The following is a 21,423-nucleotide window of genomic DNA, read 5'->3' on the forward strand; positions in this document are numbered from 1 at the left end:
TTTGGGAGAAGTCAGGTCACGGTGATCGTGACGAGGGAGCCTTCGGGCTGCCGCCCGGTCTTGTCCTGGCCGGCCACCAGGCCCAGCACGGATGAGCCGAAGGCGTAGTTGACCTTCACCTCGAAGCCGGCATCCTTGAGGGCCTGCACCGCCTCCTCCTCCGGCTTGCGGAACACGTCCGGGACCGGGACAAATTTCGGGCCCTTGGAAATCGTCAGCGTCACCGTGCCCCCGCGGGTGAGGTTGCCTGTCGCGGGGTCCTGGCCGACGACCGCGCCCTTGGGCACCTCCCGGTCAAAGACGGCTTCCGGGGCGACGACGGCCTTGAGCCCGGCGGCCTCCACGGCAGCGACGGCCGCATCCTGCTCCTTGCCCCGCACATCGGGCACCGGGATGGGGCGCGGCCCCTTCGAGACCGTCAGCCCCACAGGCGTCCCGTGCTTGGCGGGGGTGCCTTTGCCCGGCTTCTGGGCCAGCACGGTTCCGGCCTTGGCGTCCTCGTCGTAGGTCTCGGTGACGGGGCCCAGCGCCATGCCGGCGCCGTTGAGGGCCGTCTTCGCCGCGTCGAGCGACATGCCCGTCAGCTGCGGCAGCGGAAACAGCTCCGGACCCTTCGATACGGCCAGCGAGACGGACTGGAATTTGCGGACCACCTGACCCGCCTGCGGCTCCGAGCCCACAACGAGGCCTGGGGAAACGTCGTCGTCAAAGACGTCCCGGGTGGTCGACTCGAAACCGGCAGTGTGGAGCAACTGCTGTGCCTCGGCCACGGTCTTGTTGGCCAACTGCGGAATGGTCCCCGGAGACCCCGGGCCCATGCCGAAGAACCAACCGGCGCCGGCCGCGAGCAGTGCCACCAGGACCAGCACCAGGATCCAGGCCAGGCCCCGGCGCCGCGGGTTGCCCGCACGCAGGCTGCGGCTGGGGGTCGCTGCAGCACGCTGCCGCGCCTTCTCCTCCTCGCGGTCCTGCTTGCGTTGTGCTCGCTTGCTTGCCGGCTCCGGCCGGCCGTCCGGAGCATCCTCCGGATAGGCGCCAAGTTCTTGTTCTTCCGGAGCGGCGAGCGGGCCGTAGGCGCCGGGCCGTGGCCTGCCGGCGAGGACGGTGGTCGGGTTGCTGCCGCGGCTGATGACCTCCGTGGGCTGCTGGACGCCACCGAGGAATTCCGTGTGGGCCTCCGCGGCGGCCGCGCGGGGCTGCGTCGCGGGCCGGCCGGGCGTGGAACCGCCGGGGCCTGCCGCCGCGGCGCCGGTAGCGGCCGCCGGGAGGGCCGCCGGGGGCCGCAGGTCCAACTCGGCGTCGCTGAGGTTGGTCCGGATGTGTCGAAGTTCGAAGAGCAATGCGTTGCCGTCGACGGGGCGCTTGTCCGGGTCGTTCGCCGTGCACCACTGCACGAGCTCGTCGAGCTCTTCGGCAAGCCCCGGGACCAGGGCCGACGGCGGCCCGACGGTCGAGTTCACGTGCTGGTAGGCGACCTGGATGGGAACCTCGCCGTCGAACGGCTGCCGACCGGTGATCATCTCGTAGAGCATGATTCCGAGTGAATAGATGTCGCTGCGGGCGTCGGCCTGCTGGCCCAGCACGAGCTCGGGGGAGAGGTAGGCGACGGTCCCGATCAGGGCGCCGGTGCTGGTCGTCGTCGTGATGGCCCGAGCCAGCCCGAAGTCGCCGATCTTGATCCGGCCGTCGTCGGCGATGAGCACGTTCTCGGGCTTGACGTCCCGGTGGATGAGGCCGGCCGCGTGGGCCGCTCCGAGTCCTTCCACGATCGGGTCGATTAGCGCCAGGGCGAGCCTCGGCGTGAGGGCTCCCTTTTCCTTGATCACGTCCCGCAGCGTGTGGCCCTTGATGTATTCCATCACCAGGTAAGCCAGCGGGCCGTCGTCGCCCTGGTCCAGGACCCCCACCACGTGCGGGTGCGACAGCCGGGCGGCGGCCTTGGCTTCGCGGCCCAGCCGGTCCAGGAACTGCGGGTCCCCGGTCATGTGCGGATGCAGGACCTTGAGCGCCACGTCCCGCTCGAGCCGCCGGTCGGTGGCGAGGTACACGGTGGACATCCCGCCCCGGGCCAGCTTGGATCGAATCAGGTACCGGTTGTCCACCAGGGTCCCGACGAGAGCGTCCGATGTGTATTCCTGCACCCTTTGATCCTAAGCTCTGCACGGAAACGGGCCCGGATTGACATGCAACCCGGACCCGTATCGTTACGCGACGGAGGTCTCAGCCCCGTGCGATGCTGGCGGTTCTAGCTGAAGGTCTTCTGCAGCGCCTTGATCGACGCCACATAGGCCTTCGTATCCTCGTACATGCCCTTCGTGCTCACCGAATACTGGCCCTGGTAGTACCCCGCGATGGCGTAGTCCAGGTTCTTGCTGGTCGCTACCAGCTGGCGGATGATGGCGATGCCGGCCGTGGCGTTGTCGTACGGGTCCAGCAGGTTCAGTTTGCGGCCAACGAGCTCCGAGGCCCACCCTCCGGAGGACGGAATGACCTGCATGGTGCCGATCGCGTTCGCGGGGGACACCGAGCGGTGGTTGAAGCCGGACTCCTGGTAGGCGAAGGCCATGGCCAGCGACGGCGCCACGCCCATCCGACGTGCGGTGTCGGCCACGATCTGCTTCATCTGCTCGCGGGTGGGAACCGGCGAGGCATTGAGCAGTGCCTTGTTCTGGTTGGCGGAGCTGACGACAGCCTTCGGGTAGCTGAACCCCAGGAACGTGCTGGGCACGAGCGGGGTCACGGTGGCCGCGGGCTGGCTTGAGGCCGGCTTGACGGTCCCGGTACCCGCACCGGGAATGACGAGCTTGTGGCCGGGGTAGATGATGCTGCTCATGCTCAGCCGGTTCGCCGACAGGACGGCGGAGAGCTTTACACCGTGCCGGGCGGCAATGCCGGAGAGCGTGTCGCCGGATTTGATCGTGTAGGACCCCGGGCTGGCGGGGGCCGGGGCTGCCTTGGGGGCGGGCTTCGGCGCCGCAGCACGGACCGGTGTGGGTGCGGCCGCGGCGGCGCCGATGGTGATCTTCTGGCCCGGGTAGATCACCGAGCGCATGGTGAGTCCGTTCCGGCTGAACACGTCGGACAACTTGACGCCGTGGCGGGCGGCAATCCCGCTCAGGGTGTCGCCGGACTTCACCGTGTAGACGCTGCCGGTCGCCCGGGCCGGGGCAGCCTTCGCCGGAGCAGCTTTCGCCGGAGCCGGGTGGGCGGCGCTGTTGGCGGTACCGGTGAGCTTGATCTTCTGGCCGGGGTAGATCACGGAGTTGGCGCGAAGTTTGTTCAGCGTAAGGACGGACTGGGTGCTCAAGCCGTAGCGGTGGGCGATCGCGCTGATCGTATCCCCGCGGACAATCGTGTACTGCGCCGGTGCGGCAACCTTGGCGGGGCGGAACGCGGTCGGCAGGGCCACCGCAACCTCAGTTGCCGGAATCCGAGCCGAGGGCAGTGCCGCGGCGGCCTGACCCTGCGCCTTCATGGCCGCCGCCAGCGTCGCCGGGATCGCCCGGGGGCGGGATTCGGCAGCAGCCGGCTGTGCGATCGCCAAGGAGGAGAGCACGACGGCGGGGAGAGCCGCCGTCGTCGCCGCAATCAGCGGGAGGCCGGGCCTCGGGTTGGGCTTTGGCGAACGTGACGTCGTCATGGGAAAGATCCTCTTCTCAGCGGCGAACCCTGCAGCACAGACAGTGCTACTGGTGTTACCAGTGTGACTGAAGAGACTGCAGTTACAAATGTGATCTATGCGAATCTCTCATGAATTGCGAATTAGCACAAGAACTGTTTGACATTCTGCAACGCGGCTATTGGGAGTGTCGGACCGGCGCCCCGGCCCAGGGCCCGCCGAGGCGTCCGCACGGGCGGCTATTTCGCAGTCCGTTTTATGAGCCGGGTTAAGCGGTCGCATTATTGGGTCGTGGCTGACTAGGCGCATTCCGCCCCGGCATGGCAATCTTGATCCGTGAGTACTGTAGAAAGCCTTGTAGGCGAATGGCTGCCCCTGCCCGACGTAGCCCAGCTGCTGAACGTTTCCATCACTAAGGTTCATGCGCTGCTGGACGAGCGCGCGCTGGCGGCAGTGCGGATCGGTGACCGGCGGATCCGTTCCGTGCCCGCGGCGTTCATCCAGGACGGCCACGCGGTGGAGAGCTTGAAGGGCACAATCGTTGTCCTCGCCGACGCCGGCTATTCGGATGAAGAACTCATCACCTGGCTGTTCACCCCGGACGAGTCCCTGCGCGGCCGTCCGATCGATGCCCTCCGCGAAGGGCGCAAAACCGAAATCCGCCGCCGGGCACAGACCATGGCCTGGTAGTAAGGCTCCATAGCAAGGCCTGGGAATACGGCAAAGGCCGTGCACGGCGGGTATCGCTGTGCACGGCCTTTTTCGTATCCGCTTGCGTCTGCCTGCGCGTTTAGGCGGTCCGGCTGACTGCGGCCTCGGCCAGTTTCCGGAGCGCGGTCTTGGGCAGCTCATCCAGCGGCAGCAGATCCAGGGCGTCGAAGGCGGCCCGGCTGAATTCCTCGATCAGGACTTCCGTGGCCTGCAGTGCCCCGCAGTCGACAATGATGCGGCGGATCTCCTCGACGTCGGCGGTGCTTAGGTCCGGGCTGCCCAGCTTCGCATCGATAAAGCTCGATTCCGCCGGCGCGGCCTGGTCGAGGGCGAAGGCCACCAGCACCGTGCGCTTGCCCTCGCGCAGATCATCACCGGCCGGTTTGCCGGTGGTGACCGGGTCGCCGAAGACGCCCAGGACATCGTCGCGGAGCTGGAAAGCCTCGCCCAGGGGGAGGGCGAAGGCGGAGTAGCCGCGGAGCAGCTCGTCGGAGGCGCCGGCCAGGGCGCCGCCCAGCGCGAGCGGATGCTCGGTGGAGTACTTTGCCGACTTGAAGCGGATTATCGACTGGGCGCGGCTGACGGCGCCGGCACGGTCACGGTGCGGCCCGGCCACCTCTTCCAGGATGTCCAGGTACTGGCCGGCCATGACCTCGGCGCGCATCAGGTTGAAGATGAGCCGGGCCTGGCTACCGGAGGCGGCCCGGTCGCCGATTTCGGTAAACGATTCCTCGCTGAAGGACAGGCACAGGTCGCCGGTCAGGATCGCCGCCGCGTGGCCGAAGCGCTCCGGATCCAAGGCCCAGCCCTGGCTCGCGTGCAGTTCACTGAAGCGGCGGTGCACGCTGGGGCCGCCGCGGCGGGTGTCCGAACGGTCAATGATGTCGTCGTGGATCAGTGCCGCGGCCTGGAACAGCTCCAGCGCGGAGCCGGCCGTGACCACTTCGCGGGCTCCGGCGCCGCCACCGGCGCCGCGCCAGCCCCAGTAGCACATCAGGGCGCGGAGGCGCTTGCCGCCGGTAACCAGGTTGGAGATGGACCCCATCAGCGGGTCGATGTCCGGCGAAATGGCGGACATCACCGTGGTGCGGGCCGTGAGGAAGTCGGTCAGCTTGCCGGCGACGGCGGCCACGAAGTCCGTCTGCTCAACCCGCAGTTGTTCGGCCAGGCTCACTTGACGGACTCGGCGGCGACGTTGGCGCCGATCGTGAAGGTGGAGACCCCGGCGGCCTCGACGACGGCGAGATTCACGGTTTCGTTGTCCCCGCGCAGGAAGTCCTTGGAGGCCACCGAGCCGACGGTGCCGCCGGGGACTGCCTTGAAGCCCTGGCTTTCCAGTTTCTTGCTGTAGTACGCGACCACTCCGGCCGCCGGCGAGGTGATTTTCCCCACCAGGGCGACGGTCGCGGGAGCGCCGTTCTTGTCGAAACTGCTTGATTCCACCTGTGCGCCCGGCATGACCGGCAGCAGCTTCTTGGGGAAGCCCTCAACTAGGGCGCCCACAGTGGCGGAGGTGCCGGGCTCGGCGGACGGGCTCGGCGGGGCCGTGGTGGAGGGCTGGGCGGTGGACTGCGCCGCCGGCGCAGACGCAGACGCCGAAGGCGACGGGGCTCCCGGGCCGGGGGTGCACGCGGCCAGGGCCAGCAAGGCGCCGGCGGCGGCCACGGCCGTCACGGCGCGTTTGCGCTCTCCAATAACCTTCACGGGGACATTCCTCCTGGTGTTGACGCCGGATCCAGCCTCCAGTTTAGTCAGTACCTGCGCATAGGATTGATGCGTGGGGCCGGACAGGGAAAATCACATCGATAAATACAGCGGGACACAATACAGCGAGGCGGGCCTTCGCGAACTCCGGCGCAGCAGCATCCTGCACGTGGACATGGACGCCTTCTTCGTCTCGGTGGAACTGCGCAGCCGTCCGGAGCTCAAGGGCCGCCCGGTGATCGTGGGCTATCCGGCGGACCGCTCGGTGGTCCTGTCAGCTTCCTATGAGGCCCGCAAGTTCGGGGTCAAATCAGCGATGCCCATGGCGGTGGCGGCGCGGATGTGCCCTTCCGCCGTCATCATCGAACCGCGGCACAAGCTGTACTACGAGGTGTCGGGACAGATCATGGCCATCTTCGGATCGATCACCGACCTCGTGGAACCCCTGAGCGTCGACGAGGCCTTCCTCGACGTCGGAGGTGCCATCCGGCGGCTCGGTCCGCCCCGGGAAATCGGCGAACTGATCCGCCGCAGGGTCGAGGGCGAGCTGGGCATCACGGCGTCGGTGGGGATCGCGGCCAGCAAGTTCGTCGCCAAGATCGCGTCGACCCGGTGCAAGCCCGACGGCCTGCTGCTGATTGGTCCGGACGAGACGGTTCCCTACCTGCACACCCTGCCGGTCAACGCACTCTGGGGAGTCGGCGCCAAGACGGTGGAGGTGCTCGCCCGGATGGGGATCCGGACGGTCGCCGACGTCGCAGCAACACCGCTGCCGTCACTGCGCAAGATCCTCGGCGCCACGGGGGAGCATGTCTACCGGCTGTCGTGGGGGATCGACCCCCGGCCGGTGACGCCGGTCCGGCTGGAAAAGAGCATCGGGGCGGAAGAGACCTTTGCGGTGGACACGGCCGACGACGCCATGCTGCACCGCGAGCTGCTCCGGCTTTCGCACCGCACGGCGGAAAGGCTCCGGAGCGCCGGCATGCATGCCAGGACCGTTGCCTTGAAGCTGCGCTACGCGGATTTCTCCACGATTACCCGCAGCCGCACCGTCAGCACCCCCATTGACAGCGCCCAGTTGCTCTACGGCGTCGCCGTGCAGTTGCTCGAGTCCGTCGGTCAGCGGCCCATGACCGTGCGCCTCGTGGGCATCCGGGCTGAGCAGCTCGAGGAAGCCGCCCAGGCGTCGCTGCAACTCAGCCTGGACCGCCGGGATGACAACTGGCGAGCTGCCGAGCAGGCCCTGGACCGCGTCACCCGCAAGTTCGGCAACAAGTCGGTTCTCCCGGCCCGGTTGCTGGACCCGGGGCCCGCCGCCGAGTGAGCTGGCAGTCCACGGGAGCAGGCCGTCCCGGCCGGCCCGGGTGAGGCTGCGCCCAAGGGCCAGCCGGGCGCCGCGAAGCCGGGCCCAGCGTCTTTCAGAACAGGGCGCAACAATCTATCCTTAGATATACATAGTTCTCGAACGACTGGATCGAACGTTCGGGTTGCCGGCCATGCCAACTAAACACCTTTCTGGGAACCGCGGATCCTTATCTCACCAATGACGGGAAACAGGGAACCAGCCGGCTATCCCGCTCGTTAGGGTTTTAGGGACAAGGACCGCGTCAAATCTGGACGTTGGTCGACTTAAGGAGGTCGTGATGCCGCTCTCGGAGCACGAACAGAAGTTGCTTGAGCAACTTGAGAAGCAGCTGCATGAGGACGATCCCAAGTTTGCCAGCTCGATGGGCTCGGATCCGGGTCGCTCCTGGTCCACCCGTCATCTGGTCATCGGGGTCCTCGGTGCCCTCGCGGGCATCCTGTTGCTGTTACTGGGCGTCTCGTTGCAGAGCATCATCGTGGGTGTCCTTGGCTTCGTCGTCATGGGTGCCGGCGTTTACTTCGCGACCATGCGCAGCGCGGGCGGGAAATCCAAGTCCGGAGCCGCCGGCCGGAAGCCGGGCAAGCCGCGCAGTTCCTTCATGAGCAACCTGGAGGAGCGCTGGGAGGAAAGGCACCGCGGGGACGCCTGATACGCTTCAGTTCCCGTTGCCGCAACCGCCCCTCCATTCCGCACCACCGCGGCCTCCGGTAGGCACCTAAAGACCCGCTTCGGCGGGTCTTTTGCCGTTAAGCCCGTCTTTTGCCGTTAGGCCCGCATCGACTGCTGCATAGGTGCCCTTCCGGCGCGTCAAAACGGCAGTTAGGGAGCAATCGATGCTCGCCCGCCGACCAACCTGGATCGATTGCTCCGCTGCGGCCCTTTTGGAGTGGCTAAACGGCGGTTGCGGAGCAGTCGACGCGCGGCCGCCGCGGCACAAATCCCTCCACTGCGACCCACTTTTGCCGCTTCCCTTTATTCGCAAGGGAGGTTTGTTTGAAAACACGCCCAAAATTGCTCGGAAATGTCCCGGATGTCGTTGACGGGGGAGCGAAGTGGAGTAATGTGGAGGACGTAAGAGGGTAGTGGCAGCACAGGGGACGTTGGACTTCCTACAACAGACAGGCGGTGGGCCGTGTTTCTCGGCACTCATTCGCCGCGTCTGGACGAAAAGGGTCGAATCATCCTTCCAGCGAAGTTCCGCGAGGAACTTGCCGCCGGCCTGGTTCTCACAAGGGGCCAGGAGCGCTGCATCTACGTCTTCAGCGAGGCGGAATTCGGCCGGGTTCACGAGCAGATGCGGGAGGCTCCAATCTCCTCCAAGCAGGCTCGTGACTACATCCGCGTTTTCCTCTCTGGAGCCTCCGACGAGGTACCTGACAAGCAGGGGCGCGTGACGATTCCGCCGGCGCTCCGGGAATACGCAGGTCTCGGCAGGGAACTGGCCGTTATTGGCGCCGGCACCCGCGCAGAGATCTGGGACGCCCAGGCCTGGAACGAGTACCTGGCCGAAAAGGAAACAGCCTTCTCGGAAACCGACGACGCCATCCCGGGAATTCTCTGAAGCCCCGCCGGCACCATCAGCACCAACCGTTTCTTGATCGAGATCTCCAGCCGCCCATCCGGCAGTTCACCTGGCTCACTTCCCCGGAGCCAGGCGGGCCGCAGGGTAGGCGCGGATGGGGATCTGGATCAAGAAGCCGCAGACCGGAACTCCCCACAACGAAAGGACGCAGGCATGAGTGACGACTCCAACCAGGCGAAGCCTACGTCCGAACGCCATGTACCGGTCCTCAAGGACCGGTGCATCAATTTGTTGGCCCCGGCTTTCGAAGAAGCACGACGCCGCGGCGAGACGCCCGTCGTCGTCGATGCGACGCTCGGCATGGGGGGCCACTCCGAAGCCATGCTGCAGCGGTTTCCGGACCTGCACCTGATCGGCATCGACCGTGACGAGGAGGCTCTCGCCCTGGCGGGGGAGCGGCTTAAGGCCTTTGCCGATCGGATCGACCTGGTCCACGCGGTGTACGACGAAATCCCCGAGGTCCTCGAAGACCTTGGCTTCACCGAAGTCCACGGCATCCTGATGGACCTCGGCGTTTCCTCGCTGCAGCTCGATGAGCGCGAACGCGGCTTCGCCTACTCCTTCGACGCGCCGCTGGACATGCGGATGGACACCAGCCGCGGCCAGACCGCCGCCGACGTCGTGAACAACTACAGCGAAGAGGACCTGGTCCGGATCATCCGGAAGTGGGGCGAGGAGAAGTTCGCCGGCCGGATCGCCAACCGGATCGTCGCCGCCCGCGCCGAGAAGCCTTTCACCACCACCGGGGAACTCGTCGAGACCATCCGCGCCGTGGTCCCCTCCGGTGCCGCCAAGACCGGCGGCCACCCCGCGAAGCGGACCTTCCAGGCCCTCCGGATCGAGGTCAACGAGGAACTCGAGGTCCTGGAGCGTGCAATTCCGGCGGCCGTGGCCTCGATCGCCCTCGGCGGCCGCGTCGTCGTCATGTCCTACCACTCGCTGGAAGACAAGATCGTCAAGGGAGTCTTCCAGGCCGGTTCCAAGTCCTCGGCCCCGCTCGGTTTCCCGGTGGAGCTTGAGGAACACAAAGCCGAACTCAAGACCCTGACGAAGGGCACCGAGGTGCCCACCGCCGCAGAAATCGCAGAAAACCCACGCGCTGCCTCCGCCAGGCTCCGCGCCGTGGAACGCATCAAAGCCAGGAGAGTCGCATGAGCACCGCCGCCGTCAACAGCTTCCCCGTTGCCACAGCTGCCACGGCCCGTGCCCTCCCGGGCCTGCACCCGGGTGCACCGGCCCGCAAGTCCCGCACTCCGCTCTCCGTCGTCCGCTCCGTTCCGCGCAAGCGCCGGGCACCGTTCGTCGTGATGTGCTTCGGTATCCTGGCCGTGGCGCTGATGGCGGTGCTCGTCCTGAACATCTCCGTCTCCTCGGCGCAGTACCAGTTGGTGGAGCTGCGGGCCAAGCAGTCCACGCTGACCAAGCAGAACCAGGACCTCACCCAGCAGGTGCAGAATTTTGACGCCCCGCAGAACCTGGCCGCCAAGGCCACGGAGCTGGGCATGGTGGCCTCCACCGGCAAGGGCCAGATCGACCTGTCCACCCTCGCGGTGACCGGCCAGGCCAAGCCCGCCGTCAAGGGCGACGCCCCCGGTGCCGTCATTGCCGCGCCGGCCGTCGCCGGCCAGGTCAATGTGGTTCCGGCCGCCACGGCGAACGAACCGCTCCTGAGCCGCAAGCCGGCCGCGAGCACCCCGGCAGCTGCGGCCGCTGCACCGGCCGTGCCGGCAGCAAAGGCCCCGGCTGCAAAGGCCCCGGCCGTCCGGGCACCCGCCCTGTCCGTGAACCTGTACGGCGGTTCCGTCCCCGCCCCCGCGCAGAAGGTCCCCGGAAAATAGCCGACGGGACCAACCACCAGCCCAGGCAAGCAGCAAGGAAACATCGTGGCGCAGAACACCGGCAAGGCACGCACAGGCAAGACGCCGAGCGCCACGCGGCGACTGCGGCTTGGACTGGGCATCATGCTCACGCTCCTGTTGGTCGTCGGCGGGAAGCTGTTCCTGGTCCAGGGCCTCGACGTCGGCGGCATGGCCGAGGCAGCCCTCAAGAACCGGCTCAAGCCGATTGAGCTGCCCGCGGAGCGCGGCAGCATCCTTGACTCCCACGGGACCGTCCTGGCCAGCAGCGTGATCCGCTACAACGTCGTGGTTGACCAGACCGTCAACACCAACACCGAATCCTTCCCGCGGCTCGAAAAGGTCGACGGCAAGGACACGGTCGTCAAGATCCCGCGGGACCAGGGCATCGAAGAGCTCGCGACCGTGCTCGGCATGAAGAAAGACGACCTCAAGGCGGCGCTGACCGGGACGTCGCGCTACTACATCGTGGCGAAGGACATCAGGCCCGACGTCGAGGACCGCATCTCCAAACTCCAGGTGCCCGGCATCGTCACCGAGGGCACCAGCAAGCGGGTCTACCCCAACGGCTCAGTGGCGGGCGGAATCGTCGGCTTCCTCAAGGACGGCACCACCGGCCAGGCCGGGCTGGAACAGACCCAGGACGAGGTGCTCAAGGGCACCGCGGGCAAGCGGCTGTTCGAGATAGGCGCCGACGGGCTGCGCATCCCGGTGGGCGTGGACCAGTTCACGCCGGCCGTCAACGGCAAGGACATCAAGCTCACGCTCAACTCCGACCTGCAGTACTTTGCCCAGCAGGCCATCCAAAGCCAGAAGGACAAACTCAGCGCCGAGTGGGGCATTATCGTCGTCGCGGACGCCAAGAACGGCAACATCATCGCGATGGCGGACACCGATGCGCCGGACCCCAATGATCCCGGGCAGGTCGCCGCCAAGGACCGCGGAGTCCGTGCGGTGACCGCCGCCTACGAGCCGGGCTCGGTGGAGAAGATGATCACCGCCGCGTCCGCTATCGAGGAGGGCACCGCCCGGCCGCTGGATAAATTCATCATCCCGCCGAGCTACACGGTGGACGGCCAGACGTTCACCGACGCCTTCGAACACGGCACCGAGAAAAGGACCCTGGCGGGCATCGTCGGCTATTCCATGAATACCGGGACGGTCATGGTGGGCCGGCGGCTCAGCAAGGAGAAACGGCACGACTGGCTGCAAAAGTTCGGCATCGGCGAGGCGCCGGACATCGGCCTGCCCGCCGAGTCCAAGGGCATCCTCACCCCGGCCGACCAATGGGACGGCCGCCAGCAATACACCGTGCTCTTCGGCCAGGGCGTGGCCCAATCGACCCTGCAAACGGTCCGCGCCTACCAGAGCATCGCCAACGACGGCGTCATGGTCCAGCCGCGCCTGATCGACAGCTACATCAACCCTGACGGCACCGAGGAGAAGGTGCCGGCCAAGCCCACCCGCCAAGTGGTCTCCAAGAACACCGCCAAGCAGGTCCGCGACATCCTGGAAAGCGCCGTCACCGAGGGCGAGATTAAGGACGCCGCGATTGACGGCTACCGCGTGGGCGCCAAGACCGGCACCTCCGAGTCGCCGTGCGACGACGGCAAGTCGGGTTTCTGTGGCTACACGGCCTCGATGGTGGGAATGGCGCCGATGGACGATCCGCGGTTTATTGTTGAAGTGGTCCTGCAACGGCCCAAGGGCAGCATCTACGGCATCACGAACGGACCCGTGTTCCGTTCGGTAATGAGCCAGACGCTGCGCACTTACAACGTCGAGCCGTCCACCGGCAAACCGGTCAGGCTGCCGCAGTACGCCAAGTAGCACCCAGCTTCACGAGTCAGCAGCAACAACCAGTTCCACGCAGCCGGGCCTGCGTGCGGGGCAATCCTCCGCGCGCGGCGCACGTTGCCCCAGTACCGCAAACGGAGATCCCCTTGTCAGAGCTCAATGCCCAGGACGCGGCCGCCGCGCCGTCCGGCCAGGACTCCACTTCGGCGTTCCGGCCGACGGCGGTAGCCGCGGTGCCGCTCGAAACCATCGGTGAGTGGATCGGCGTCGTCGTTCCCGGCGCCTCCGCCGCCGTCCCGGTCACCGGGATCTCACTGAATTCCCGGGCCGTCCAGCCGGGGGACCTGTACGTCGCCCTGCCCGGCGCCACCCGGCACGGCGCGGACTTCGTGTCCCAGGCAGTGGACGCCGGCGCCGTCGCGGTGCTGACCGACGACGCCGGCGCACGCCTGCTGGCCCTCTCCAACGACATCTCCGTGCCGGTACTGCTGGCCGGCGAGCCGCGCAGCCTGGTAGGGCGCCTCTCCGCCCTGATCTACCAGAGCCGGCCGGAGAATGCCGCGGCGCCGGCCCTGTTCGGCGTCACCGGAACCAACGGCAAGACCACCACCACCTACTTCATCAACTCCCTGCTCCAGGCGCTGGGCAAAAAGACCGGGCTGATCGGCACCATCGAGATCCTGGCCGGCGGCGAAGCGATCCCCAGCCAGCTGACGACCCCCGAGTCGACGGACGTGCACGCCCTGCTGGCCCTCATGCGCGAACGCGGCCTGGACGCCGCGTCAATGGAGGTGTCCTCACACGCGATCTCGTTCCACCGGGTCGACGGCGTGCTGTTCGACGTCGCCGGCTTCACCAACCTCACCCAGGACCATCTGGACCTGCATGGAACCATGGAGGAGTACTTCCAGACAAAGGCGCGGCTCTTCACGGCTCAGCGCGCCCGGGCCGCCGTCGTGACCGTGGACGATGAGTGGGGCCGAAAGCTGGCTGCCGGCGCCGACATCCCGGTCACCACGCTCGCCACGGGCGCCGACGCCGGAGACGCTGACGGTCCGGGCGCGGACTGGAGGGTTGTGGACCCACAGCCGCGCGGACTCGGCACCGAGTTCGGCCTGCGCCACCGGGACGGTACCGGACTGCGTGTGCACACCGGGCTGCCCGGCAGCTTCAACGTCGCCAACGCCGCCCTGGCCACGGCCATGGTGCACGCCAGCGGAGTCCCCGCGGCCGAGGTGCAAGCCGCCCTGGACAGCGCGGATCCCTTCACCGTGGCCGTCCCCGGCCGCATGCAACTCGTTGCGACGGCTCCGGCCGCCGTTGTCGACTTCGCCCACAACCCGGACGCCCTCGCCCGGGCGCTCGAGGCAGTGCGCTCCCCGGAAGCGGGGTCCAAAGTGATCGTCGTCTTCGGCGCCACCGGCCAGCGCGACCAGGGCAAGCGGCCCGCGATGGGAGCGATTGCGGCCCGGCTCGCGGACATCGTGATCGTCAGCGACGACGACCCGCACGATGAGGACGCGGCAGCCATCCGCGCCGACGTGATGGCCGGAGCCCTCGAGGCCAAGACCGCGGAGGGCCTCGGCTGCACGGTCCAGGAGGTCTTCCCCCGCGACGCCGCCATCCGCAAGGCGGTGGAACTTGCCGGCCCTGCGGACACCATCCTGGTCGCCGGGCGCGGCCACGAGGTCTGGCAGGAAGTCAAGGGCATCAACCTAGCGCTCGATGACCGGGTGGAACTGCGGACCGCCTTGACAGTACGAGGATTCACCGTTCTCGATGACCAGCGGATAGAGTCCTAAACCGAGATGATTGCATTTACAGCGGCGGAAATCGCCGAAATAACCAACGGCCGGCTGGCCGCAGAACCGGGCCTCACGCCCGGCTCTGTGGTGACCGACTCCCGCGAGGCCACGGCGGGTTCCCTCTATGTGGCCAAGCCGGGGGAGGCCGCCGACGGGCACGATTTCGTGGCCGCCGCCTTCGAGCGCGGTGCCGTCCTGGCCCTCGTGGAGCGGGACGTCCCCGCCGCTGACGGGCAGAATTTCCCCGCAGTCGTCGTTGCGGACTCGGTCCTCGCCATGGGCGCCCTCGCTGCTGAAGCTGTGCGCCGGATCCGTGCCCGCCGCGCAGCCCGCGGCGAGGAACTCACCGTGATCGGGATCACCGGCTCTGCGGGAAAGACCACCACCAAGGACCTGCTGGCCGGGATCCTCGCCGAACACGGCGAAACGGTGGCGCCCCAGGGTTCCTACAACGGCGAGGTCGGCGTTCCGCTGACCGTCTTCAAGGCCGGCTATGAGACCCGCTACCTCGTGATCGAGATGGGCGCCACCGGCGTCGGGCACATCCGCTACCTCGCGGACATGGTCCGTCCGGAGATCGGTGTGGTGCTGGCCGTCGGCACGGCCCACGCCGGCGAATTCGGCGGCGTCGAAAACATCGCCCTGGCCAAGGGTGAGCTGGTCGAGGCCCTCCCCGCCGACGGCACGGCCGTGGTGAACCTGGACGACGCGAGGGTGGCTGCGATGGCCGCGCGGACCTCCGCGACGGTCCTCGGCTTCTCCGCCCAGCCCGCCCGTGACGGCCAGCAGGCCGCCATCCAGGCCCAGGACGTCGAATTGAACGTCGGGGGCAACCCTGAATTCGACCTCCTGCTTCCGGGCGAGAGCGCCAGCCACCACGTCTCGGCCAAGCTGATCGGGGCCCACCACGTGGGCAACCTGCTCGCCGCGGCCGGTGCGGCCCACGCCGCCGGAATCCCCGGCGCGCAGATCGCCGCTTCGCTGAGCGCCCAGGCGGCCGCCAGCCGCTGGCGGATGGAACGCACCGAACGGCCCGACGGCGTGACCATCATCAACGACGCCTACAACGCCAACCCCGAATCGATGCGCGCCGCCCTGCGGACGCTGGCGGACCTGGGCCGTGGCCGCCGGACCTGGGCCGTGCTCGGCGCGATGCTGGAACTCGGCGAGGACTCCATCCGCGAGCACACCGCCGTCGGCACCCAGGTGGTCCGGCTCAACATCTCCCGGCTGCTGGTGATCGGACGCGAGGCCCGCGCCCTCTACGTCTCGGCGGTCAACGAAGGCTCCTGGGGCGACGAATGCCTGTTTGCCGCAACCGCGGACGAGGCCTACGAAATCCTGCGCTCCGAACTGGAGCCCGGGGACCTGGTCCTCTTCAAGTCTTCCAACAGCATCGGACTGCGCCATCTGGGCGATCGGATAGCATTACCCCCACATGCGCCGGACGCGCCGGCCGCGCCGGCCCGAAACGCTGCGGGAAACACTGCCGGAAACGCTGCTGAATCCGCCGCCGAATCCGCCACCGAAGGGAGCATGCTGCTGTGATCGCACTGCTGATGGGCTCCGGTCTGGCCCTGCTGCTCTCCTTCCTGGGGACCCCGCTCTTCATCCGCTTCCTGGTCCGCAAGAGCTACGGACAATTCATCCGGGACGACGGGCCCACCTCGCACCACACCAAGCGCGGCACACCGACCATGGGCGGCACGGTGGTGGTGGTCGCGGTACTGGTCAGCTACGGCATCACGCACCTGGTCATGTGGATGATGAACCCCCGGTCTCCGGGACCGTCCGCCTCGGCCCTGCTCTTGCTCTTCCTCATGGTCGGCATGGGCCTCGTCGGGTTCCTGGACGACTTCATCAAGATTTCCGCGCAGCGCAGCCTGGGCCTCAACGCCAAGGCCAAGCTGATCCTGCAGGCCGCGGTCGGCATCATCTTCGCGGTCCTCGCCCTCAACTTCCCGGACGAGAACAACGTCACGCCGGCGTCGTACCAGATCTCGCTGGTGCGGGACATCCCGTGGCTGAACCTCGCCTTCGGCGGCACCGTGCTGGGCGCCATCCTGTTTGTGCTGTGGTCCAACCTGATCGTCACCGCAGCGACCAACGGGGTAAACCTCACGGACGGGCTGGACGGCCTCGCCGCGGGCGCCTCCGTCATGGTCTTCGGGGCGTACACGATCATCGGGATCTGGCAGAGCAACCAGGCCTGCGGCTCACCCCGGCAGGCCGGCGCCGGCTGCTACACCGTCCGTGACCCGCTCGACCTCGCCTTGCTCGCGGCCATCCTCAGCGCCGCGCTGGTGGGGTTCCTGTGGTGGAACACCTCACCGGCGAAGATCTTCATGGGCGACACCGGGTCGCTGGCCATCGGCGGCGCCGTCGCCGGCTTCGCGATCCTTTCCCGGACCGAACTGCTGCTCGCCTTCATCGGCGGCCTCTTCGTCCTGATCACCCTTTCGGTCATCATCCAGGTCGGCTACTTCAAGATCACCAAGGGCAAGCGGTTCTTCAAGATGGCCCCGCTGCAGCACCACTTCGAGCTCAAGGGCTGGGCGGAAGTGACCGTTGTGGTCCGGTTCTGGATCCTCTGCGGGCTCTTCGTCGCCGCGGGCCTGGGCATTTTCTACGCTGAATGGGTGGTGCTGCTGTGAGCGGGAACATTCCCGAGCCGCTGGCCACGTCCCCGCGGCTGGACAAGCTGACCAGCTGGGACTCGGACTGGTCCGGACTCCGCGTGGTCGTCACCGGCATTGGGATCTCCGGTTTCGCCGCCGCCGACACCCTGATCGAACTCGGCGCCCGGGTGGTCGTCGTGGACGCCGCGGACAGCGCGAAGGCCCGCGCCCAGGCGGACACCCTCCGGATCGTCGGAGCCGCGGATGTACTACTCGGCGACGACGCCGTCGCCTCGGTGCCCAGGGTCGACGGCGAGAAGCCCGAACTGATCGTCACCTCGCCCGGCTGGCGGCCCGACCAGTCCCTGCTGGCTGCCGCCGCACGGGCGCACATCCCGATCTGGGGCGACGTCGAACTCGCCTGGCGGGTCCGGGAACGCGAGGGCCGCAAGACGGCCGACTGGCTCACCATCACCGGCACCAACGGCAAGACCACGACCGTCGGCCTGACCGAATCCATGCTGCAGGCCGCGGGACTCAAAGCGATCGCGGTCGGCAACGTCGGCACGCCGATCCTGGATGCCCTCCGCGACCCGGTGGACTACGACGTCTTCGCCGTCGAACTCTCGAGCTTCCAGCTGCACTGGAGCCACTCCGTCTCGCCGGTCGCCAGCGTGTGCCTGAACGTCGCCGAAGACCACGTGGACTGGCACGGCTCCTACGACTCCTACCTGGCGGACAAGGCCAAGGTCTACGAGCGTACGCAGAAGGCGTGCATCTACAACGCCGAGCAGATCGAAACCGAACGCATGGTGGAAGACGCCGACGTCGTCGAGGGTTGCCGCGCGGTGGGCTTCACGACCGTCACCCCGGCGATCAGCATGGTCGGCGTCGTCGAAGGCCTGCTCGTGGACCGCGCGTTCATCCCCGAGCGCAAGGACAGCGCCGCCGAACTGGCCGCGATGTCCGACCTCGGACCCGTGGCGCCCCGGCACATGGTCGCCAACGCCCTCGCCGCGGCCGCCCTCGTGCGTGCCTACGGGGTGGAGCCGTCCGCCGTCCGCCAGGGGCTGCAGAACTACCTGCCGGGGGACCACCGCATCCAGCCGGTCGCCCGCCACGAAGGCGTGCTTTGGATCAACGACTCCAAGGCCACGAACCCGCACGCCGCGGCCGCCTCGCTGTCCGCCTTCCAGAACGTGGTGTGGATCGCCGGCGGCCTGTCCAAGGGTGTGAATTACGACTCACTGGTCCGGGACAACGCCGCCCGGCTCAAGGCTGTGGTGCTGATCGGCACGGACTCGTCCGGCCTGCTGGCCTCGCTCCAGCGACACGCGCCGGATGTCCCCGTGATCGGCCAGGCCAAGGGCGACACTGAAAACGTGCAGACTGCCGAAACGGCCCACGCCGACGCAGGCCCCTCGCCAATTTACGGCGAGACCGTGATGGCACGGGCCGTCGCGTCGGCGGCACAGCTGGCCACCTCGGGGGACACTGTGCTTCTGGCCCCGGCAGCTGCATCCATGGATCAGTTCTCTTCCTATGCTCACCGTGGCGACGCCTTCATCGAAGCTGTCCGCGAGCTCGTGGAAGGGCAGGCTCAGACCACCGAGGAGTAGCAATGGTCAGCACGCCCACCCGTCCCGCCGCGGCGCGGACGGCCGCCCCAGGCAGCAAACCAGGCAGTAAGGCAGCCAGGACACCCGGCACGACGGCGGGTAGCACCGCCGTCCGGACGGCCGGCACGACAGCCGCGGCTGCCGGACCGGGTCAAACCCCCGTAGCCCGGGTCCGGGGCTGGTACCGCGCCTTCTGGTCGGCGCTGGAAGGCACCGGCAAGTCCCGGAACGGTTCCACGTACTACCTCATCCTCGGCTCCACCCTCGCGCTGACCGCGATCGGCATCATGATGGTGCTCTCCGCCTCAAGTGTGGAGGCGATCGCGGCGGGGGAGTCGCCCTATTCCGCAGCCCTCAAACAGGGGCTTTTCGCGGCCATCGGCGTCTTCGTCATGTTCGTCCTATCCCGCGTGAACGTGGTGTGGCTCAAACGCATCGCCTGGTTCGCCATCCTCGGGGCGCTCGTCCTGCTGGTCCTGGTGCTCCTGGTGGGCCGCAGCGCGCTGGGCAACCAGAACTGGATCGAGGTCGGCGGTATCACCTTCCAGCCTTCCGAGGCTGCCAAACTGGCGCTGGCGCTCTGGATGGCCACGGTGCTGCACGCCAAGGCCAAGCTCCTCCACCAGGCCAAGCACGCACTGATTCCCGTGGTGCTCCCGGGGGCGGGCGGGGTGATCGTCCTGATCCTGCTGGGCAACGACCTCGGCACGGCGATGATCGTCATGATGATCACCGCCGCCGCCCTGTACTTCGCCGGGGTGCGGCTGTATCTCTTCGGTATCGCCGGTGTGGTCCTGGCCGTCGGCACGGTGGTGCTCGCCATCACCAGCCCCAACCGGGTTTGCCGCATCCTGTCCTGGACCGGACAGACCTGCGCCGACGGCTCGGACGTGAACTACCAGTCCACCAACGGCCTTTACGCCCTGGCCTCCGGCGGCTGGTTCGGCGTCGGGCTGGGCCAGAGCCGGCAGAAGTACAGCTGGATCCCGGAGGCCCACAACGACTTCATCTTCGCCATCATCGGCGAGGAGCTCGGTCTGATCGGAACCATCGTGGTCCTGGTCCTGTTCGCGGTCCTGGGCACGGCCATCTACCGCGTCGTGGTGGCCCAGCAGGACCTGTTCCACCGCGTCCTCGCCGGCTCGATCATGGTGTGGCTGCTGGGGCAGGCCACCGTCAACATGGCAGTGGTGACCGGACTGCTCCCCGTTATTGGCGTACCGCTGCCGTTCATCTCCTACGGCGGCTCGGCCCTGCTGATGTCGCTGTGTGCCATCGGCGTAGTGTTGTCCTTGGCCCGGGCCCAGATGGAGCCGAACATGCAGCCGAAGGGGATGCTCAAGTTCGGGCCTGCCGGCTTCGCCAAAGTACTCCGCAAGCAGGCGGGGGCCAGGAGCGCTGCCAGGCGTCCGGCCGCGGCAGCATCCGCCAAGGCCCCCGCTGCCGACCCGGCTGCCAGACCTGCCGCCGGACCTGCGGCCGGACCGCTTGCAGGCGGCACGCCCGGCCGGAAGCCCGGCACCAGGACCCCCGCCCCCAAGAATCCCGCACGGAAGCGTACCTAGCCCACCATGAACACCAAGTCGTCCCTGTCCGTCGTCCTCGCCGGCGGCGGCACTGCCGGGCACATCAGCCCGCTGCTGGCCATCGCCAATGCCATCCTGGAGGTCCGGCCCGAGGCGCAGCTCCTCGCCGTCGGCACCCCCGGCGGCATGGAAGCCCGCCTGGTCCCGGCCGCGGGGCTGGAGCTCGCCACCGTCAGCCGGGTTCCGTTTCCACGTAAACCTTCGATCGAACTGCTGCGGCTCCCCGGCAAGCTCGCCGGCGCCGTGCGGCAGGCCGGCGCCATCCTCGACGAGGCCCGGGCAGACGTCCTCGTCGGCGTCGGCGGCTACGTCTGCACACCGCTGTACCTTGCCGCCTGGCGCCGCAAGATTCCGATTGTGGTGCACGAGGCAAACACCCGCCCCGGGCTCGCCAACCGCGTCGGTGCCCGGCTCAGCCGGCATGTGGCCGTAGCTTTCGCCGCGACCAGGCTGCGCGGGGCGCGGCACGTCGGCATGCCGATGCGGCGCGAAATCTCGGGCCTGGACCGGACGGCTGCCCGCGAGGCCGCACGCACGGCCCTCGGCCTGGAACAGGACAAGCCCACCCTGATCGTCACCGGCGGGTCCTCCGGCGCGCAGAGCATCAACCGCGCCGTCGCCGCCTCGGTCGCGGCCCTGGCCGAGGCCGGCATCCAGACCCTGCACATCACCGGGCGCGGCAAGACCGTCCATGATGCCCAGGGCAAGCTGCTGGCCGCGCCAGGCTACCGCCAGGTGGAGTACGTGGACGGCATGGAACTGGCCTACGCCGCCGCCGACCTGCTGCTGGCGCGCGCCGGCGCCGCGACCGTCTGCGAGGTCGCCGCCGTCGGCGTCCCGGCCGTTTTCGTCCCGCTTCCGATCGGCAACGGGGAGCAGGCCCTAAACGCTGCCGGCCTGGTCAACGCCGACGCCGCACTCCTGGTCGAAGACAGCGCCTTCGACGCAGGCTGGGTCGCCGGTAACATCATCCCGCTGCTGCGTGAGCCCGCCCGGCTGGACCGGATGGCCGCCGCCGCGGAACAGCTCGGCATCCGGGACGCGGACCGGCGGATGGCCGCCCTGGTCTTCGAAGCCGCGCAACCCGCGGCCGGCAGCACCGCGGCAACGCCGCGACCAGAACAGCCGCGACCAGAACCGACGTGACCGGAACAGAACTG

At 68.0% G+C, this 21,423-nt stretch carries 17 protein-coding genes; 13 read left to right on the plus strand and 4 right to left on the minus strand.

Annotated elements, in window-relative coordinates:
• Positions 1-11: 11 nt before the first annotated feature.
• Positions 12-2,141 carry a protein kinase domain-containing protein gene (locus HNO80_RS04200; RefSeq protein ID WP_175321587.1) on the minus strand — a complete coding sequence of 710 codons (2,130 nt, stop codon included), beginning with the start codon at positions 2,139-2,141 and terminating at the stop codon, positions 12-14.
• Positions 2,142-2,245: 104 nt separating this feature from the next.
• Positions 2,246-3,640, minus strand: coding sequence for a lytic transglycosylase domain-containing protein (locus tag HNO80_RS04205; protein ID WP_175321588.1), 1,395 nt, complete (start codon positions 3,638-3,640; stop codon positions 2,246-2,248).
• 315 nt (positions 3,641-3,955) lie between these two features.
• Here HNO80_RS04205 and HNO80_RS04210 point away from each other — a divergent pair, with 315 nt between their 5' ends.
• A complete protein-coding gene (locus HNO80_RS04210; protein ID WP_175321589.1) occupies positions 3,956-4,309 on the plus strand; it encodes an Rv2175c family DNA-binding protein in 354 nt (117 codons plus the stop codon).
• Positions 4,310-4,409: 100 nt separating this feature from the next.
• Here the strand turns inward: HNO80_RS04210 and HNO80_RS04215 are convergent, their stop codons facing one another.
• Both HNO80_RS04215 and HNO80_RS04220 read right to left on the minus strand, forming a co-directional pair.
• Positions 4,410-5,504, minus strand: coding sequence for a polyprenyl synthetase family protein (locus tag HNO80_RS04215; protein WP_175321590.1), 1,095 nt, complete (start codon positions 5,502-5,504; stop codon positions 4,410-4,412).
• Positions 5,501-6,034 (minus strand): hypothetical protein, encoded by a 534-nt coding sequence (locus HNO80_RS04220; RefSeq protein ID WP_175321591.1) that lies wholly within the window; start codon positions 6,032-6,034, stop codon positions 5,501-5,503. The genes HNO80_RS04215 and HNO80_RS04220 overlap by 4 nt, the downstream gene beginning before the upstream one ends.
• A 97-nt stretch (positions 6,035-6,131) precedes the next feature.
• Between HNO80_RS04220 and dinB the strand changes: the two genes are divergently transcribed.
• From dinB to murG, 12 genes are all read left to right on the plus strand, one after another.
• Positions 6,132-7,358 carry a DNA polymerase IV gene (gene dinB / locus HNO80_RS04225; protein ID WP_502707810.1) on the plus strand — a complete coding sequence of 409 codons (1,227 nt, stop codon included), beginning with the start codon at positions 6,132-6,134 and terminating at the stop codon, positions 7,356-7,358.
• 319 nt (positions 7,359-7,677) lie between these two features.
• Complete coding sequence (locus tag HNO80_RS04230) at positions 7,678-8,049, plus strand: SCO2097 family morphological protein (protein WP_175321592.1); 372 nt, start codon at positions 7,678-7,680, stop codon at positions 8,047-8,049.
• 483 nt (positions 8,050-8,532) lie between these two features.
• A complete protein-coding gene (gene mraZ / locus HNO80_RS04235) occupies positions 8,533-8,961 on the plus strand; it encodes a division/cell wall cluster transcriptional repressor MraZ (RefSeq protein WP_056740915.1) in 429 nt (142 codons plus the stop codon).
• Positions 8,962-9,135: 174 nt separating this feature from the next.
• On the plus strand, positions 9,136-10,137 hold the full coding sequence (gene rsmH, locus HNO80_RS04240) for a 16S rRNA (cytosine(1402)-N(4))-methyltransferase RsmH (protein WP_175321593.1): 1,002 nt from the start codon (positions 9,136-9,138) through the stop codon (positions 10,135-10,137).
• Positions 10,134-10,820, plus strand: a complete 687-nt coding sequence (ftsL, locus tag HNO80_RS04245) for a cell division protein FtsL (protein ID WP_175321594.1) — start codon at positions 10,134-10,136, stop codon at positions 10,818-10,820. The genes rsmH and ftsL overlap by 4 nt, the downstream gene beginning before the upstream one ends.
• Before the next feature lie 45 nt (positions 10,821-10,865).
• The gene (locus HNO80_RS04250) at positions 10,866-12,668 is read left to right on the plus strand and encodes a peptidoglycan D,D-transpeptidase FtsI family protein (RefSeq protein ID WP_175321595.1); all 1,803 of its coding nucleotides are present in this window, start codon (positions 10,866-10,868) and stop codon (positions 12,666-12,668) included.
• A gap of 113 nt (positions 12,669-12,781) precedes the next feature.
• Positions 12,782-14,437 carry a UDP-N-acetylmuramoyl-L-alanyl-D-glutamate--2,6-diaminopimelate ligase gene (locus HNO80_RS04255; protein ID WP_175321596.1) on the plus strand — a complete coding sequence of 552 codons (1,656 nt, stop codon included), beginning with the start codon at positions 12,782-12,784 and terminating at the stop codon, positions 14,435-14,437.
• A 6-nt stretch (positions 14,438-14,443) separates the two neighbouring features.
• On the plus strand, positions 14,444-15,988 hold the full coding sequence (locus HNO80_RS04260; protein WP_175321597.1) for a UDP-N-acetylmuramoyl-tripeptide--D-alanyl-D-alanine ligase: 1,545 nt from the start codon (positions 14,444-14,446) through the stop codon (positions 15,986-15,988).
• Positions 15,985-17,094, plus strand: coding sequence for a phospho-N-acetylmuramoyl-pentapeptide-transferase (mraY, locus tag HNO80_RS04265; protein ID WP_175321598.1), 1,110 nt, complete (start codon positions 15,985-15,987; stop codon positions 17,092-17,094). The genes HNO80_RS04260 and mraY overlap by 4 nt, the downstream gene beginning before the upstream one ends.
• Positions 17,076-18,677 carry a UDP-N-acetylmuramoyl-L-alanine--D-glutamate ligase gene (gene murD, locus HNO80_RS04270; RefSeq protein WP_175321599.1) on the plus strand — a complete coding sequence of 534 codons (1,602 nt, stop codon included), beginning with the start codon at positions 17,076-17,078 and terminating at the stop codon, positions 18,675-18,677. Before mraY ends, murD begins: the two co-directional genes overlap by 19 nt.
• Before the next feature lie 2 nt (positions 18,678-18,679).
• Positions 18,680-20,242, plus strand: coding sequence for a putative lipid II flippase FtsW (ftsW, locus tag HNO80_RS04275; protein WP_175321600.1), 1,563 nt, complete (start codon positions 18,680-18,682; stop codon positions 20,240-20,242).
• A 6-nt stretch (positions 20,243-20,248) separates the two neighbouring features.
• On the plus strand, positions 20,249-21,409 hold the full coding sequence (gene murG / locus HNO80_RS04280; RefSeq protein ID WP_175321601.1) for an undecaprenyldiphospho-muramoylpentapeptide beta-N-acetylglucosaminyltransferase: 1,161 nt from the start codon (positions 20,249-20,251) through the stop codon (positions 21,407-21,409).
• Positions 21,410-21,423: the final 14 nt, after the last annotated feature.

Source organism: Arthrobacter sp. C9C5, assembly GCF_013359735.1.
In the GTDB taxonomy this organism is placed as follows: Bacteria; Actinomycetota; Actinomycetes; order Actinomycetales; family Micrococcaceae; genus Arthrobacter.